13 protein-coding genes and 1 pseudogene are annotated in these 17,007 nt (G+C 66.8%); 5 read left to right on the forward strand and 9 right to left on the reverse strand.

Features of this window, described 5'->3' with window-relative positions; genetic code table 11:
- Together PMI02_RS24700 and PMI02_RS24705 are read right to left on the reverse strand one after the other, a co-directional pair.
- Nucleotides 1-945 carry an ABC transporter ATP-binding protein gene (locus PMI02_RS24700; protein ID WP_007688186.1) on the reverse strand — a complete coding sequence of 315 codons (945 nt, stop codon included), beginning with the start codon at nt 943-945 and terminating at the stop codon, nt 1-3.
- Nucleotides 942-2,057, reverse strand: a complete 1,116-nt coding sequence (locus PMI02_RS24705) for an MlaE family lipid ABC transporter permease subunit (RefSeq protein WP_007688187.1) — start codon at nt 2,055-2,057, stop codon at nt 942-944. Before PMI02_RS24705 ends, PMI02_RS24700 begins: the two co-directional genes overlap by 4 nt.
- Nucleotides 2,058-2,218: 161 nt before the next feature.
- Between PMI02_RS24705 and PMI02_RS24710 the strand changes: the two genes are divergently transcribed.
- The 3 genes from PMI02_RS24710 (at nt 2,219) to PMI02_RS24720 (ending at nt 7,361) form a co-directional block, all read left to right on the forward strand.
- Nucleotides 2,219-4,879, forward strand: a complete 2,661-nt coding sequence (locus PMI02_RS24710; RefSeq protein WP_036505384.1) for a valine--tRNA ligase — start codon at nt 2,219-2,221, stop codon at nt 4,877-4,879.
- Nucleotides 4,880-5,166: 287 nt separating this feature from the next.
- A complete protein-coding gene (locus tag PMI02_RS24715) occupies nt 5,167-5,913 on the forward strand; it encodes a 7-carboxy-7-deazaguanine synthase QueE (RefSeq protein ID WP_007688189.1) in 747 nt (248 codons plus the stop codon).
- Nucleotides 5,910-7,361, forward strand: coding sequence for an MATE family efflux transporter (locus PMI02_RS24720; protein ID WP_007688190.1), 1,452 nt, complete (start codon nt 5,910-5,912; stop codon nt 7,359-7,361). The genes PMI02_RS24715 and PMI02_RS24720 overlap by 4 nt, the downstream gene beginning before the upstream one ends.
- Nucleotides 7,362-7,387: 26 nt before the next feature.
- On the opposite strand, the gene PMI02_RS24725 is transcribed toward PMI02_RS24720, so the two are convergent.
- The 6 genes from PMI02_RS24725 to PMI02_RS24750 all read right to left on the reverse strand — a co-directional run bounded on the left by PMI02_RS24725 (nt 7,388) and on the right by PMI02_RS24750 (nt 14,067).
- Entirely contained in the window at nt 7,388-9,058 is a 1,671-nt protein-coding gene (locus PMI02_RS24725) for an ATP-binding protein (protein WP_007688192.1), read from the reverse strand.
- Between the two features lie 106 nt (nt 9,059-9,164).
- Complete coding sequence (locus PMI02_RS24730; protein WP_193372913.1) at nt 9,165-9,905, reverse strand: TIGR02186 family protein; 741 nt, start codon at nt 9,903-9,905, stop codon at nt 9,165-9,167.
- Nucleotides 9,906-9,925: 20 nt separating this feature from the next.
- Nucleotides 9,926-10,840, reverse strand: a complete 915-nt coding sequence (locus PMI02_RS24735) for a sulfite exporter TauE/SafE family protein (protein WP_007688195.1) — start codon at nt 10,838-10,840, stop codon at nt 9,926-9,928.
- 61 nt (nt 10,841-10,901) lie between these two features.
- Nucleotides 10,902-12,062 (reverse strand): hypothetical protein, encoded by a 1,161-nt coding sequence (locus PMI02_RS24740; RefSeq protein WP_007688197.1) that lies wholly within the window; start codon nt 12,060-12,062, stop codon nt 10,902-10,904.
- Entirely contained in the window at nt 12,044-13,447 is a 1,404-nt protein-coding gene (locus tag PMI02_RS24745; protein WP_007688199.1) for a glycosyl transferase family protein, read from the reverse strand. Before PMI02_RS24745 ends, PMI02_RS24740 begins: the two co-directional genes overlap by 19 nt.
- Nucleotides 13,448-13,635: 188 nt before the next feature.
- Nucleotides 13,636-14,067 carry a VOC family protein gene (locus tag PMI02_RS24750; RefSeq protein WP_007688201.1) on the reverse strand — a complete coding sequence of 144 codons (432 nt, stop codon included), beginning with the start codon at nt 14,065-14,067 and terminating at the stop codon, nt 13,636-13,638.
- A gap of 114 nt (nt 14,068-14,181) precedes the next feature.
- Between PMI02_RS24750 and PMI02_RS24755 the strand changes: the two are divergent.
- Nucleotides 14,182-14,910 (forward strand): annotated as a pseudogene (locus PMI02_RS24755) (SIMPL domain-containing protein).
- An 84-nt stretch (nt 14,911-14,994) separates the two neighbouring features.
- Here the strand turns inward: PMI02_RS24755 and PMI02_RS24760 are convergent.
- Nucleotides 14,995-15,759 carry a TorF family putative porin gene (locus PMI02_RS24760; RefSeq protein WP_007688208.1) on the reverse strand — a complete coding sequence of 255 codons (765 nt, stop codon included), beginning with the start codon at nt 15,757-15,759 and terminating at the stop codon, nt 14,995-14,997.
- A 242-nt stretch (nt 15,760-16,001) separates the two neighbouring features.
- Between PMI02_RS24760 and PMI02_RS24765 the strand changes: the two genes are divergently transcribed.
- Entirely contained in the window at nt 16,002-16,784 is a 783-nt protein-coding gene (locus PMI02_RS24765; RefSeq protein WP_007688210.1) for a metallophosphoesterase, read from the forward strand.
- The last annotated feature ends 223 nt before the right edge of the window (nt 16,785-17,007 follow it).

Here is a 17,007-nt window from a genome sequence, read left to right on the forward strand (position 1 = left end):
CTATGCCCCCGACTTTCGCATGTCTATCTTGCTCGCGCCTTCCCCCGCGCCGGTCGGCGCGTCGGTGGAGGCCGAAGCTGTGTCAACGGCCTGAGCCGTCTCCTGTTCCGACGTCACCGCCGGATCGTCCTTCGCGGCGAGCGCCGCACGGCCGCGCGGACCGTTGAAGTATTCCTGAATCCAAGGATGGTCGAGCGCCAGCAGCTCCGGAATGGTGCCTACCGCGATCACCTGCTTGTCGGCCAGCACCGCCACGCGGTCGCAGATGGCGTAAAGCGTGTCGAGATCGTGGGTGATGAGGAACACCGTCAGACCCAGCGTCTCCTTCAGCTCGCGCGTGAGCGTGTCGAAGGCGGCGGCGCCGATCGGGTCGAGGCCGGCGGTCGGCTCGTCGAGGAACAGCAGTTCGGGGTCGAGCGCCAGCGCGCGGGCAAGGCCGGCGCGCTTGCGCATGCCGCCCGAAAGCTCGTTGGGATACTTGAACGCGGATTCCTCGGCGAGACCGGAGAGGCGGACCTTGAAGCGGGCGATGTCCCCGCGCAGGTGGTCGCTGATTTCGGGGAAGAACTGCTTGAGCGGCACTTCCACGTTCTCGCCCACGGTGAGCGTCGAGAACAACGCGCCGCCCTGGAACAGCACGCCCCAGCGCGAACGCAGGTCGATCGAATCCTCTTCCGTGGAATCGCCCATCTTGTGGCCGAGCACGGTGATCTCGCCCGATTCCGGCTGCTGGAGCCCGATGATCGAGCGCATCAGCACCGATTTGCCGGTGCCCGACCCGCCGACGACACCCAGGATTTCGCCCTTGCGGACCTTGAGTTCGAGGGCCTCGTGGATGACGTGGTCGCCGAAGGTGTTGCGCAGGCCCTTGACGACGATGGGATATTCCCCCTCGTCGGTGCCCGGCTGCGGCGCCTTGACCTGGTCTTCCGCCACGTCCGTCATGCCCAACCTATCTTGGTGAAGAAGATGGCGAAGAAGGCGTCGAGCACGATCACCGTGAAGATCGCGGTGACCACCGCCTGCGTGGTGCGCGCACCGACTTCCTCGGCGTTGGAGGTGACCTGCATCCCCTGGTAGCAGCCCGCCAGCGCGACGATCAGCGCGAAGACCGGCGCCTTGATGAGGCCGACCCACACGTCGGTGATCGGCACGACTTCCTGCGTGCGCTGGAGGAAGGTCCAGAACGGGATGTCGAGCGCGAAGTTGGCGATCGTCGCGCCGCCGATGATCGCCAGCACCGTGGAGTAGAAGCCGAGCAGCGGCATCATCAGCATCGAGGCGAGCACGCGCGGCACCACCAGCGCTTCCATCGGCGAGACGCCGATCGTGCGCATGGCGTCGACCTCCTCGGTCAGCTTCATGGTGCCGATCTGCGCCGCGAAGGCCGAGCCCGAGCGGCCCGCGACCATGATCGAGGTCATCAGGATGCCCAGTTCGCGCATCGAGAGGCGGCCGGTGAGGTTGATGGTGTAGACCTCGGCGCCGAACTGCGCGAGCTGCACCGCGCCCTGCTGCGCGATCACGATGCCGATGAGAAAACTCATCAGGCCGATGATCCAGAGCGAGTTCACGCCGACGTATTGCATGTGGAACACCAGCGCCGTGCCGCGCAGGCGCGAAGGATGGCGGATGATGGACCCGAAAGCGGCGATCAGCTCGCCCAGGAAGCCCAGCATCTTGTAGAGGCCGTGGCCCCAGTTGGTGACGAGGTCGCCCAGATCGGCCAGGGTGCGCGTGGGGAGCGGCAGCTCAGGCTCGGGCTCCGCCTCAGGTTCGCCCATGTCGCCGAGCGAGGCGAAGAGGCGGCGCGCCTGCTCGCTTTCTCCGGTGATTTCCAGATTGCGCTGGCTGGCGTAGTTGCTGACCAGCCAGGCCCCGGTGGTGTCGATATCGGTGACGCCCGACATGTCGACGCGGGTGAAATTGCCTTCCAGCGCGCCCAGCTTGGCGTCGAGATTGCCGATGGAATGAACGCGAAGCGGCCCCTTCAGCGCCAGGACATGGTCTGCGCCTTCGTCGTTTTCCGACAGGGTGAATTCAGCCCATTCCCGCATGTTCGCTCGTATCGTGGAAAAAGCGTGGACCGGCAAGAGGTTCCACCGGCGCGACGAATTGTTGCCTTACTGCATCGCACGCGGTTGCGGCAAAAGCGAGGCATTGCACGATGCAAGCGACTCCTTGCACCAAAACCCGCGTGCTGGCAAAGCGCCGCGCCATGAACGACCTTAATACAGAAGCCTCGCCCGAGGCCGGACTCGACAAGACTTTCGACCCTGCCCGGATCGAGGCGAAGTGGTACGCCCACTGGGAAGACAAGGGCCTGTTCCGCCCCGAGCGCCCCGACGCGGCGCCGTTCACCATCGTCAACCCGCCGCCGAACGTCACCGGCTCGCTCCACATCGGCCACGCGCTGGACAACACGCTGCAGGACGTGGTGATCCGCTACGAGCGCCTGCGCGGCAAGGACGCGCTGTGGGTGGTGGGCACCGACCACGCCGGCATCGCGACGCAGATGGTGGTCGAGCGCCAGCTCGAGGCCAAGCAGGACAAGCGCACAAACTACACCCGCGAGGCCTTCATCGAGAAGGTGTGGGAGTGGAAGGCCGAGAGCGGCGGCACCATCACCGGCCAGCTGCGCCGCCTCGGCTGCTCGATGGACTGGAGCCGCGAGCAGTTCACCATGGACCCGCACTTCACGCGCGCCGTGGTGAAGGTCTTTGTCGACCTCCACAAGCAGGGCCTGATCTACCGCGACAAGCGGCTGGTGAACTGGGACCCCAAGCTCAAGACCGCGATCAGCGACCTCGAGGTGGAGACCCGCGAGATCAACGGCAGCTTCTGGCACTTCAGGTATCCGCTCTCGGACGGGTCGGGCCACATCATGGTCGCCACCACCCGCCCCGAGACGATGCTGGCCGACATGGCCGTCGCCGTGAACCCCGCGGACGAGCGCTACAAGCCGCTGCTGGAGCGCGGCGCCACCGTGACGCTGCCGATCACGGGCCGCGAGATCCCCATCGTCGCCGACGAGCACGCCGACCCGGAGCTGGGCTCGGGCGCGGTGAAGATCACCCCGGGGCATGACTTCAACGACTTCGAGGTCGGCAAGCGCGCGGGCTTCAAGGCCGCCGACATGCTCAACATGCTCGATGCCGAGGCCAAGGTGCAGCAAACCTCGGACGGGCTGATCCCGCACGAGTTCATCGGCATGGACCGCTTCGATGCGCGGCGGCGTGTGGTCGAGCTGATGGACGACGACGGCTTGCTCGAAAAGGTCGAGGACCGCGTGATCGCGACGCCTTACGGCGACCGCGGCGGCGTGGTGATCGAGCCGTGGCTGACCGACCAGTGGTACGTCGATGCGGCGACCCTCGCAAAGCCTGCCATCGAAGCGGTGCGCACCGGGCAGATCGAGATCGTCCCCAAGACCTGGGAGAAGACGTACTTCAACTGGATGGAGAACATCCAGCCGTGGTGCGTGAGCCGCCAACTCTGGTGGGGCCACCGGATTCCGGCCTGGTTCGCCGAGGATGGTGAAATCTTCGTCGCCGAAACCGAGGAAGAGGCCCAGGCGCAGGCCGGCAACAAGAAGCTGACGCGCGACGAGGACGTGCTGGACACCTGGTTCTCCTCGGCGCTGTGGCCCTTCGCCACGCTCGGCTGGCCTGACGAGAATGCGCCGCTCGTCGCCAAGCACTACCCCAACGACCTGCTCGTCTCGGGCTTCGACATCCTGTTCTTCTGGGATGCGCGCATGGCGATGCAGGGCATCCACTTCATGAAGGAAGTGCCGTGGAAGCGGCTCTACCTGCATGGGCTGGTGCGCGCCGCCGACGGCCAGAAGATGTCCAAGTCCAAGGGCAACGTGGTCGATCCGCTCGGCCTCATCGACCAGTACGGCGCCGACGCGCTGCGCTTCTTCATGACCGCCATGGAGAGCCAGGGCCGCGACGTGAAGATGGATGAGAAGCGCGTCGAGGGTTACCGCAACTTCGCCACCAAGCTGTGGAACGCCGCACGCTTCTGCCAGTCGAACGGCATCGGCGCGAGCACTTCGCTGACCGCGCCCGCCGCGACATCGGCGGTCAACCGCTGGATCATCGGCGAAGTCGTCGAAACCGTCGCCGCGCTCGACAAGGCGATGGCCGACCTGCGCTTCGACGCGGCCGCCAACGCGATCTACCACTTCGTCTGGAACCAGTTCTGCGACTGGTACATCGAGCTCATCAAGGGCCAGTTCGACGAGGAAACCAAGGCCGTCGCCGGCTGGGTGCTCGACCAGATCCTCGTGATGCTCCACCCCTTCATGCCCTTCGTAACCGAGGAGCTGTGGAGCAAGATGGGCGAGCGTGAGGGCGAACTGATCGTCGCGCGGTGGCCCGCGCCCGAGGCCAAGGTCGATGCCGGCGCCAAGGTCGAGGTCGAGTGGCTGATCGCGCTCGTCGGCAACCTGCGCGGCGCCAAGGCGGAACTGGGCATCTCGCCCGGCGCCCGCCTGACCGCCTACCTCGCCGAGCCCTCGGAAGCGACCCGCGCGATCATCGAGCGCAATGCGACCGCGATCGACCGCCTCGCCCGCCTCGACGCGATCCGCTTCGAGGCGGCGCCTGCAGGCGCGGCCATGCAGGTGGGCGCCGGCGACGCGATGCTGGCGATCCCGCTCGAAGGCGTGATCGACATCACCGCCGAGAAGGCCCGTCTTGAGAAGGCGCAAGGCCTCTCGATCAAGGAGCGCGACAGCCTCGCCAAGCGGCTCGACAACCCGGCCTTCGTCGAGAAGGCCAAGCCTGAGGCGATCGCCAAAGCCCGCGACGACCACGCCGCGCACGCGGCCGAGGCCGAGCGGCTCGCGGCGGCGCTGGCGCGGCTGGGCTGACGGACGTGGGTGGAGGTGAAATCGAACGTCACCTCCACCAACCCACCGGCGGAGCCGGGTTTCCTACATCGCGCCGCTCTGTCACTGTTCCGGCCATGACCGCTGACCGATTACGCAAGGTGACAGGTGTAACCCGCAAGGCGACACCTATTGGTCGCAAGGCGACACTTATTCGTCGCAAGGCGACACTTCCGCCGGACAAGACGACACTTTCCGCCACAAGTTGACGCCGTTTCCCTCTGGACCGTGTAAACCGTGCAAACCTGTCGCCTTATGCCTGTGATCCCATGACCCTGACCCTCGCCACCACCACCCCGGGGACCCCGGAAATATTCGCCTCCCTCCAGGGTGAAGGGCCCTCGATGGGCCGGCCGAGCACGTTCGTGCGCCTGTCGCGCTGCAACCTCGCCTGCGAATGGTGCGATACCGCCTACACCTGGCGCTTCACCGGCGACAACCGCTTCCACCGCGACGACCTCGCCTTCGAGCGGACCGAGAACCAGGTGCCGATGGAGGAAGCCGACCTCGCGCAGGCCGTCGCCGCGCTGGTCCCCGACCGCCTCGTCATCACCGGCGGCGAGCCGCTGCTGCAGGGCGCCGCCCTCGCCCGCATGGTGACCGCGCTGAACGACATCCGCCCCGGCATGCACGTCGAGGTGGAGACCAACTCCACCGTCGCCCCGCATCCTGCGCTCGACGCCCTCGTCCACCAGTACAACGTCAGCCCCAAACTGGCGCACAGCGGCAACCCGGCAAGCCTCGCACTCGTGCCCGCCCGCCTCGCCGCCTGGGCCGCCGAGCCGCGCGCGTTCTTTAAGTTCGTGATCGCCGAAGAAGCCGATCTCGCCGAGGTCATGGAACTGCAGGAAACCTACGCCATCCCCGGCGAGCGGCTGTTCCTGATGCCCGAGGGCCGCTCCAGCGATGTCGTCCGGGAACGATCGGGCTGGCTGGCGGATTTCTGCTCGGCACGCGGATTGCGATTCACCGACCGCTTGCACATCCATCTCTGGGGCGACACGAGGGGCACATGAACGAAGCATCCCCGATCCCGGTCGCCGAGACCCAGGCCCTCGAGGCCGAAGCCAAGGCGAAGGAAGAAGCGCACCGGCAGGGCCCGGCGCTGAAGGGCGACCTGACGCGGGGACCGATCCTCAAGACGCTGCTGATGTTCTCGATCCCGATGCTGGTGTCGAACGTGCTGCAGACGCTGAACGGCTCGGTGAACGCGATCTGGGTCGGCCGCCTGCTGGGCGAGAGCGCGCTGGCCGCGACGGCGAATGCGAACATCGTGATGTTCCTGGTCTTCGCCGCGGTGTTCGGCTTCGGCATGGCCACCACCGTGCGCGTGGGCCAGCACTTCGGCGGGCGCGATCTCGACGCGGCGCGGCGGACTTTCGGCACCGGCGTCGGCTTCTGCATCGGCATTTCGATCGCGACCGGCGTGATCGGCTGGTTCGGTGCGGGCGCCCTGCTCGACGCGCTGGGAACGCCGGCGGCCAGCCGCAGCGATGCGCTCGACTACCTGCGGGTGATCTTCGTCACCATCCCGCTGGCGACGGTCAACATGATGGTCTCGATGGGGATGCGCGGCGCGGGCGACTCCAAGACGCCGCTCTATGCGATGATCCTGGCGGTCGCGCTGGACATCGCGCTCAACCCGCTGCTCATCATCGGCGTGGGGCCGCTGCCAACGCTGGGAGTCGCCGGATCGGCCATCGCCACCGCCTTCGCCAACACCGCTGGCATGCTGTTCCAGATCTGGGTCATCTACCGCAAGGACCTGCCGCTGCGCCTGCGCGGACCGGAGCTGAACTACCTGATCCCCCGCGGCCCCGATCTCGCCTACGTCGTCACCAAGGGCCTGCCGATGGGCGCGCAGATGCTGATCGTCTCGTCCGCCGGGCTGATCATGATCAGCCTCGTCAACCGCGAGGGGCTGAACGCGGCCGCCGCCTATGGCGCCTCGCTGCAGCTATGGAACTACCTGCAGATGCCCGCCTTCGCGATCGGCTCGGCGGTCAGCGCCATGGTCGCGCAGTCGCTGGGTGCCGGCGACCACAGCCGTGTCGCCAAGGTGACGATGACCGGGCTCGGCGCCAACCTCGTGATGTCGACCGTGCTGGCGGCGCTGATCGTGGGCTTCGACCATCCGCTGCTGGCGCTGTTCCTCGGCGGTGATAGCCCGGCGATGCCGATCGCAGAGCACATCCAGCTGATCTGCACCGCCTCGTTCGTGATCGTCTCGGTGACCATGATCCTGACCGGAACCATGCGCGCCTATGGCGCCGTGGTGGCGCCGCTGGTGATCCTGACGCTGGGCCTCTACCCGGGCCGCCTCGGTTTCTACGCGCTGGCGGTGCCCTACCTCGGAAGCGACGCGGTATGGTGGGCATACCCCGTCGGCTCGGCTCTGACGGTGGCGCTCACGCTGGTCTACTACCGCTGGGGCAACTGGCGCGCGGCCTACAAGGGCGACTGAGCCGGCGAGCGCATCCGCGCCAAGCCTCAGCGCCCCTGCGCCCGCCAGCGCTGGACGGTGCGCAGGACCATCTCCTCCTCGCCGCCGGTCTCGTTCCAAAGCTGCGTGAACGACGGGTCGGCCGAGGCCGGGCGCTTTTCTTCCTCGAGATCGTCGAACGAGACGCGCATCGGGATCGCCACGCCCTCGCCGCAGATGATGCACTCGCGGTTGCGCAGCGCCGGGATCGAATCGAGGAAGCCGCGGGCGCCTTCGGGCATGGCGGCCCGCACGAAGGCCTGGTCGCGGTCGTTGTTGAGACGCATGGAAATGATGGTGCCGCACTGCGAGAGCACGCCCTCGGCAAGATCGGACGGCCGCTGCGTGATGAGGCCCAGCGAGATGCCGTACTTGCGGCCCTCCTTGGCGATGCGCGAGAGGATGCGGCCGACCGACGATCCGTCGGCGTTCTTCTCGTTCGGCACGTAGCGGTGCGCCTCCTCGCAGACGAGGAGGATCGGGCGGGTCTGCTCCTCGCGCGCCCAGACGGCGAAGTCGAAGACCAGGCGGCTGAGCACGGCGACCACCGTGGAGGTGATCTCGGTCGGCACGCCCGAGACGTCGATGATCGAGATCGGCCGCCCGCGCGAGGGCAGGCGGAACAGTCGCGAGATGAAGTCGGCCATCACGTCGCCCACCAGCATCCCTGAGAACATGAACTGGTAGCGCGGGTCGCCCTTCAGTTCCTCCAGCTTGCTCTTGATGCGCAGGTAGGGCGCGCTGGTGTGGCCCTTGTCGAGCTTACCCATCGCGTTGTTGAGGATGATGCCGAGGTCCGAGAGCAGGTACGGGATCGGCGAATCCACCGTGATCCGGCCCATCTGCTCGGCGAGCCGGTTCTTCGCGCGCGCCTCCAGCAACGCCTTGCCGAGAATCTCCGCGTCAAGCTGGCGTTCATCCCCTCGCGAGGTCAGCAGGATTTCGCAGTGCTCGCCGAAGTTCATCAGCCAGTAGGGCATCTGCAGGTTCGAGACGTCGAGGATCACGCCGGTGTCGCGGAACGCCGCGGCATATTCGCCGTGCGGATCGACCATGATGATGTGCCCCTCGGGCGCATGCTGGCAGATGCGGTGCAGGATCAGCGCCACGCTGGTGGACTTGCCGGTGCCGGTGGAGCCCAGCAGCGCGAAGTGCTTGCCCAGCAGCGCATCGACGTAAAGCCCGGCCCGGATGTCGCGGGTGGGGTAGACGTTGCCGACCTGGATCGCCGAGCGGCCGTCGCTGGCATAGATCTGGCGCAGGTCGTCGCTGGTGCAGGGATAGACCATCGCGCCGGGGATCGGATAGAACGTGACGCCGCGCCGGAAGGCCTGGATGCGGCCGGTCAGCTTCTCGACCTGCCCCTCGCCGAGGAAATCGACATCGGAGAGGACCGCTCCGGTCGTCCGGCCATCCTGCTTCTGATTGCGCACGCTGGCAAGCAGCCAGCCGCCGCCGACGCGGATCTTCACCTGGCTGCTGACCTGTCCGGAGAGGGCGACCGAAGGGTCGGCGTCGAGGGCGATCTCGTTCAGACGCTCGAGGTCGAAGGCGATGCGGCTGCCCGAACCGCTGATCTCGAGCACGACGCCGATCGGCTCGTGGCCAACGGCTTCCTGGCTCACGGGCGCGGCTGCGGCCAGGGGCGCTTGAATCTGATCGAGACCCTCGACATGCATATTGTTCTTCTACCGTCGGATTATCTGGCAACCGATTGCGAGCGGTAGCGCGGCCTCGGTTAATTTCCGCCTAAGAACGTTACCACAGCACGCACGCGGCGCCCGGTCAGATCAGGGCGAACAGTCGCCCTGCGAGCCAGCCCATCGCCACCGACACGAAGACGGCGAGCAGGCCGTAAGCGAAGCCATAGTTCTCGGCAAAGTTGGCGATCGCGCGCTCGACGCCGAGCTTGCGCACCTCGACCTGGCTGCTGGCGGAGGCCACCACCCTGCCCTTCGAAACGGCGTAAGTCTCGGCCGTGTAGATTCCCGTGGGCACGCGCGAGGGCAGGCCGATGCGCGCCTGGTAGAGCACCTGCTCGCTCACCTTCACGCCGCCCTCGTCCTCACGGTAGAGGCCGTTCCTGCGGTTGAGGTCGACTAGGCCTTCGGAAAAGCGCGCCTGCTCGTCGACGTCGATCGCGCCGATCGGGGAGAGCTGGAGCCACTTGAGGCCCAGTTCGTAGATCGCCGCTGTCTTGTCGTCGACGATCTGGGCAATCGGCCTGGTCGAGGCGATGGCGAAGTAGCTGGGCGCGCTGCGCAGTTCGGTGCTGGCAGCATTGATCCAGATGCCCGCCACCTTCTGCTTCTCGCGCAGGACGATCGACTGGGTGGGGCCCTTGAGCACGACGACGATGTCGTAGTCCTGCGCCGCGCGCGAACCCTCGGGCGTGAGGATGGCGCCGAACAGCAGCAGTTCGGTTCCGGTGAAGCCCTGCTGCAGGTCCACCTCGTGCTGCGAGACTTCAGGCACCAGGATCGGATCGCGCGCGCCCGTCAGCATGACCAGCGCCAGCAGCGCCATCAGGCCGGAGGCCAGCGCTTTCACAGCGGGGCCACCGTGTATATCTCGTCGGGTCGGTAGCCGAGGCCCAGCGCCATGCGTCCCGCGACGAGCAGGACGATCACCGCCAGGATCAGGCGCAGCTTCACCGGGCTCGCCTTCTGGGCGAACTGCGCGCCGACCTGCGCGCCCGTCACCGATCCCAGCAGCAGCAGCGAGGCCAGCACGATGTCGACCGCATGGGTTGTCAGCGCGTGCATCATCGTCGTCGCCATGGTGACGAACAGGATCTGGAACAGCGAGGTGCCGACCACCACATTCGCGCTCATGCCCAGGATGTAGAGCATCGCGGGCACCAGGATGAAGCCGCCGCCCACGCCCATCAGCATCGTCAGGATGCCCGTCCCCATGCCCAGGAGCAGCGGCGCCAGCGGCGAGATGTAGAGGCCCGAACGGTAGAAACGCCAACGCATCGGCAGGCTCGCCACCATCGGGTGGTGCCGCCGCTTGCGCGCGGGCAGCGGGACGCCCGAACGCTCCGCCAGGATCGCCTGGATGCTCTCGCGCGCCATCAGCCAGCCGATCGAGCCGAGCATCAGGACGTAGAGGATGTTGATGACGGTATCGATCTGACCCAGCTTCTGCAGCAGATTGAACAGCAGCGCGCCGATGCCGGTGCCGATGATGCCGCCCGCCACCATGACCGAGCCCATCTGGTAGTCCACGTTGCCGCGCCGTGTATGCGCGAACACGCCCGAGACGCTGGCGCCGGTCACCTGGCTCGCGGCGGAGGCGGCGGCGACGGTGGGGGGGATTCCGTAGAAGATCATCAGCGGCGTCGTCAGGAAGCCGCCACCCACGCCGAACATGCCCGAAAGCAGGCCGGTCAGCAGACCCAGACCAACGATGATGAGACCGTTGACCGAAAGGTTTGCGATGGGGAGGTAAACGTCCATTGCTGACTTCTCGCTACCGCAGCAACGCCTTGCAGAAAAGCGGCGTTTCAAGAAGTTTCGGTCAGAAACCTGCGGATAGAGTCAGCGCAGGGCCCGAGTCCGGCACTGCCTCTCCGGCAAGACGGAACCGCCAGTCGATGGCGATGCGACCGTTGGTCCCCCGGCCGAGCGGCATCACGACGGAAGCGGTCGGGCCGGCATCGAGCCGGGCGGCGCCTTTCTGGACCCCTCCCCAGATGCCTGCCCCTATGCGGGTATCGACCTTGCCGACGCTCAGCAAGGCGCGGTCGGCCCGGAGCTGTCCGTCGGCAAACGGCGTGGCGAAGCTGCCGGCGACGTAGCCCCCCTGGGCGTAAGCCTCGCCGCGAAAACCTGCGGGAAGCCGAAGCGGCGGCAGTTCGGTCACGGCGAGGATCGCGGGTTGGAAACGGTGCCTGCCGGCCTGGTCGGTCAGCCGCGCCTCTATCCCGGCGATCACGGGGAACGAAGGCAGCGGCCGCGCCGATAGTCCGATCGCAGCGGCGGTCTCCTGCGGCAGGCCCATGGTCGAGGTGGTGCGCATGTACACTGCCGGGCGATAGCGACTGGAGAGCGCCAGCCTGTAACGCAGCACGGCGCCCGCTTGGCTCGCGCCGTACGTCGCCGGGAATGCGCCTGGAGATGCGACACCCCCGGCGGAGTCCCGGCGCAGCAGCGCCCAGGCATCGGCCGACCAGCGGCGGGGGCGCTGCGACGCAGGCTGAGGCGCGGCGGATGGCGGCCGCATCGCCGCCATGCCGGGCGGTTCGGGCGCATAAAATCGCGGTAGGGGCTCGGACAGCGCGAAATCGTCGCGCAGGTGGCGCGGGATCGAGGGATAGGATGGGCCAGGCGCATCGCCGTAGTACGGAGACCGGGCCGCCCACGCCCTTCCCCGCAAGGTCTCCGGCATGGCGGCCGGGTAGCTAAAATAGCCGCCTGCTCTGCTGCGAGGATCGACGGGCATCGACGGATAGGGATAGAAAGGGGCCGTATCGGGAAACGACAGAGGTCCGCCGCGCGGATCGACGGCGTATCCGCTCTCCGCAGCATCCGCCGAGAGCGTCGGCACCTGAAGCGCGTTGGCGGGCGACGCATCCCATGTTGCCGCGCGCCCGCCGGCCCAGCCGGCCAGCACCGCCAGCAGTGCGACGAGCGGATGACCGCGCGATATCTTCGACCCGCTCACTGCGCTTGAGCCCATGCGGGATGCCGGTCGTGACTGGTCTTGTCCCAGCGCACGGCCACGCCGCGCAAGCTGCCGACGTACCCCGCCAGAGCCCGGCGCCCGGCAAGGATGGCGATGTAATTGGCGACCGGAATCCGGACGATTGCGCTGATCCCTTCGAGCGCACCGTACTCTCTCGCGGTAAAGGCGAACCGGAAGGCGCACCGCCACGCCAGGCAGGCGAAGCACGCCTGCAGCATCAGGCGCAGGACCGGCGAGCCCGACGGCTGCATCTCGATGCCGCCGAAGCCTGCCAGGGCCAACAGCCCCTCGACCACCACGAGCATGTAGCCGCAGGCCAGCACGATGGCCGTGAGCGGCCCGCGCCGGTCGCGCAGGGCCATCCAGAGGTCCGCCCAGCCATCGCTCCAGCCGAGGCGGTCCCAGCCTTGGAACGCGATGCCGTGCGTCCAGCGCGACTTCTGCCGCACCGACGTTTCCACGCTGGCCGGAAAGTAGGCCCGCGTCGCCACCAGATCGCCGTTCTCGTCGCGGGCGCGCAGGAACCGCGAACGACCGCCCTCGCGCCGCACCAGCAGGCCCAGTTCATAGTCTTCCGTCAGGCATTCCGCGGCGAACGGGCCTCCCGCCTCGCCTCCTCCTCGCCGGCGAGCGATGCGGGCGAGCATGTCGCGCGAGAAGCCGCAGCCCACCCCGGCCGCCGGGATCGCCGCGCCCAGCGCGTCGCGTACGATCAGCGCCTTGCAATGCGATTCGGCGAATTCGTCGGCGTAGTGTCCGGCGACCCATGGCGAATGAGGCTGCAGTTCCGGGCGCACCGGCAGCTGGACGAAATCCGCCTCCGCCAGCGCCCGGTCGATCACCGCCAGTTCGGCGGGATGAACCATGTCCTCGGAGTCGTGCAGGATGACCGAGCGGTATCGCCGTGCGTACCGGCGCTCGTCCGCGCAGAGCGCCTCGTAGACACGGTTGAGGCAATCGGCCTTGGTGGTCGGCCCCGGCCTTGCGTTTATCACGATGCGGATGCGCGGATCGTTCCCGGCGGCCTGCGCGGCGGCCTCGATCGTGGCGGGGTCGTTGCCATAACACCCGAGGTAGAGCGTGAACTGGTCCTGCTTCCAGGCGCCCAGCGCGTGGGTTATCGTGTGACCGATCACCGCCGCTTCGTCCCAGGCCGCGATCAGCACCGCCGCGCGGCCCGATAGCGGAGCCGTCGCCGCCTCCCGCGTGATCCGCGCGTCGCGCCCCCGCCCGATCAGCCGCAGCCAGATCCAGCACAGGTCGACGCCGAAATCGTCGAGCGCGCCCAGAATGAACCAGAACGCCGTGAACAACAGCAGTTCATGCTCCGCCGCCTGCAGGCAAGCTGCGACACATCGGAGTGCGACCGTTGGCTGCACCTTTCCCCCTTCCGCGACCCGGGGAGCCCCGGGGGTCGACCCCCCGTCAACCCGTCCCTGCTCGGGACTATGGTCAGGTGGGGCCGTTTCGCCAGCAGCTTTCCGTGCGGTTTCACAAAGTTAACCGGCGGGAAGGGATATGTGTGCACAAGGAACACTCCTCCGCGTGCGGAGCGTTCCCTGCCGGTTCACCAGCTCCCGACGTTGGGCATGCTGGCCCAGGGTTCGGCGGGGTCGAGCCGGCCGTCCTGCAGCAGCTCCACTGAAATGCCGTCGGGCGTGCGCACGAAGGCCATGTGACCGTCGCGGGGCGGGCGGTTGATGGTGACGCCGCCGTCCTGCAGCCGCTGGCACGTCTCGTAGATGTCCGCGACCTGGAAGGCGAGGTGGCCGAAGTTGCGCCCGCCGGTGTAGTCCTCGGACGAACCGTCCTCGCCCGGCCAGTTGTAGGTCAGCTCGACCTCGGTCTCTTCCTGCCCCGGGGGTGCCAGATAGATCAGCGTGAAGCGGCCCTGCTCGCTGGAAAAACGGCGGGATTCCTTAAGCCCCACGAGCTCGAAGAAGCGGATGGTCTCGTCCGGATCGGTCACTCGGATCATGGTGTGCAAATAGCGGGTCATGGGAGCTTTCTCGGTTCGTCTATGCCACAGAACGGTTCATCGCGCAGACAGCCGATCGTTGGCACAACCGGCCGACCATCAGGGAGAGATGCGATGAGCGAAGATAGTTCGGGCATGAACGGAGGCAAGGGCCTGGACGGCATGACCGTGCGCTGGCTCGCGAGTTCGGCGATCCTTGCCGCGGGGCTTGTCGTCGGCGGGTTCGCGCTCGGTGACGGTATCAAGCGGGCATAGCGGGCCGACCGCGCGGTCACCGTGAAGGGCCTCGCCGAACGGGACGTCACCGCCGACCTCGCGACATGGACGATCAGCTACTCCGCCACCGCCCCCGACCTCGCGAGCGCGCAAGGCAGCGTCGACCGCGACACCGTCCAGATCGGCACCTTCTTCCGCGAGCTCGGATTCCCCGCCGATGCCCTCCAGCCCACCGGGGTCAACGTCAGCCAGACCAAGGACAACGCCCGGATCGTCAGCTTCACGGTGCGCCAGCGCGTCACTCTGCGCACGACCGACATCAAGCGGGCGCAGAACGCCGTGCGCCGCCAGTCCGATCTCGTGCGGCGGGGTGTCATGCTCGAGGAAGGGTCGGGAATGGCCTATACCTTCACCAGGCTCAACGGCATCAAGCCCGAGATGGTGGCCGCCGCCACGAACGACGCGCGCGCCGCGGCGGAGCAGTTCGCCAAGGACAGCGGCGCCGAGGTGGGCGCGATCAAGAACGCGGCGCAGGGCTATTTCTCGATCGAGGCGCGCGACGGCGACTCGGGCGGCGGCTGGGGTCAGTCCGACACGCCGTACAAAAAGGTCCGCGTCGTCACGACGATCGACTTCTACCTGAGGTAGACTCGCGAAAGACCCGCCCGGATTTCGCCGGACGGGTCCTTCAGCGAAGGGTTCGCCTGGATGTTCAGACCGGAACGGAGCCGATCAGAACGATGCCGTCAGCGTGCCCACCACGGCATCGTTGGTGTAGCTGTCGATGCTGGGGCCCGAGACGCCGACGTAGGACACGCTCACCGAAAGCGGGCCGTAGATCGTGGCCGAGGCGCCGATCGAGTAGTCGATTCCGGTGCGGTCCGAGGTGCAGTAATAGCACGGAGCGAGCGCGCCGTCGGTGTAGCCCAGGTGGCCCGAAAGGGTAAGCGGGGTGTTGGGGATAGCGAAGTCGACATTGCCGTAGAGATAGAGGTTGTCGCTCTTCTTGTTGCCCGCGAAGTTCGGGAGAGCGTCCTGCTTCCACGCGTAAGTGGCGCCGAGCTTCACCTTGGCGGGGCCGGCCATCGCCGAGACCGAGGCGTAAGGCTCGAAGAACTCGGAATCGCCGCCGGTTCCGTTGGGATAGGCATAGTAAAGCAGGCCGATATCGGTGGTCACGCCCGAGGAGACTTCACCGGTCCAGCCGCCGAAAATGTCGAGCTCGGTGCTGCCGTAGAGCGAACCGAGGTCGATCGACGAACCCCAGGTGCCGACGTAAAAGCCGCTGGCGTGCGACACGGTGATGCCGCCCTGGATCGCGATGTCCCCGCCCGACTGCGACACGCCGCGGAAGCGGTAGTCGCTGGTCACGGCGGCGCTGCCGGTCACGGTGATTTCCTTGGGAGCCTCGGCTTCCTGCGCGAAGGCCGGAGCGGCGGAAAGCGCGGTTCCCGCAAGAAGAGTGGCGGCGATGGCGCCGCGGACGGACAAAAGCATGATCATTCCCTCACAATTATTGTCTTGATGCCTCGTCCCACCTGCATCCGTCGCACCCGGTCTCGTTCACGGACCTCGGTTGCAACAGCTCAATATTGCTGCACCGCACCCAGAGGTCGCACAAGAAAAATTTCAATTCAGCAATATTAGGGAAATGAACTGTGGGCTTTATGTCACGCACATTATGCGTATGGGTCACGGCTTGTGCCGGTTGGCGCCGCCGCTATACTGCGGTGCGATAAATGCTTTCAAAAATCCGCAATCTCATGGGCCGCCGTCCATCCAGGCAAGCCCCCTCCATCCCATCCGGCGAACGCGTCTATGCCGTGGGTGACGTCCATGGCCGGGCCGACCTGTTCGAGGGGCTCATCGACATCATCGAGAAGGACGACGCTGCCCGTGGCCGCGCCCACACGACCGTCGTGTTGCTGGGAGACCTGATCGATCGCGGCCACGACAGCGCAGCCGTGGTGGAGCGGGCCCGCCGGTGGGCCGCTGAGCGCGAAGTCGAACTGATCCAGGGCAATCACGAGGAAATGCTTCTCGTCAGCCGCAGCGATATCGATGCGATGCGCGGCTTCCTGAAGTTCGGCGGGCTGGAGACGATCCTGTCCTACGGCGTAGATGCGGCAACGGCGATGTCGGCGGAGATCGAAGAACTCCAGGCGCTGATGAACGAGGCCATCCCGCAGGACGACTTCGATTTCCTCGACAGCTTCAAGAAGATGGTCCGCATCGGTGACTACGTGTTCGTCCATGCCGGCGTGCGCCCCGATACACCGCTGGAATTCCAGACCGGGCGCGACTGCCGCTGGATCCGCGAGCCGTTTCTCAGTCATCGCGGCGATTTCGGTGGCTTCGTGGTGCACGGCCATACCATCACGCCCGAGCCCGATATCTGCGCCAACCGCGTCGGCATCGACACGGGGGCCTTCCTCCACGGCACCCTCACCGCGATCGGCCTCCAGGGCGAGGAGCGCTGGTTCCTCCAGGCGAGCGATGCGGTGAGGAGCGAAGCGGCCTAAGGCGGTTCGAATATGACCGTCGTCCCAGCGCAGGCTGGGACCGCTGGCCGCGCCACGCGAGTACGAGGCCGGGCAGTCCCTGGCTAGTGGCCTTCGGCGGGGTTCCGCCTCAAGGGTTCACACCGGTCCCAGCCTGCGCTGGGATGACGGATCTTGACAAAGAGAACCATTTAGGTTATATGGCCCAGCATCCGCCAGCCGAAGTACAAGGCGAAGCGGTGTT

The sequence above is a fragment of the Novosphingobium sp. AP12 genome, assembly GCF_000281975.1.
Classification (GTDB): domain Bacteria; phylum Pseudomonadota; class Alphaproteobacteria; order Sphingomonadales; family Sphingomonadaceae; genus Novosphingobium.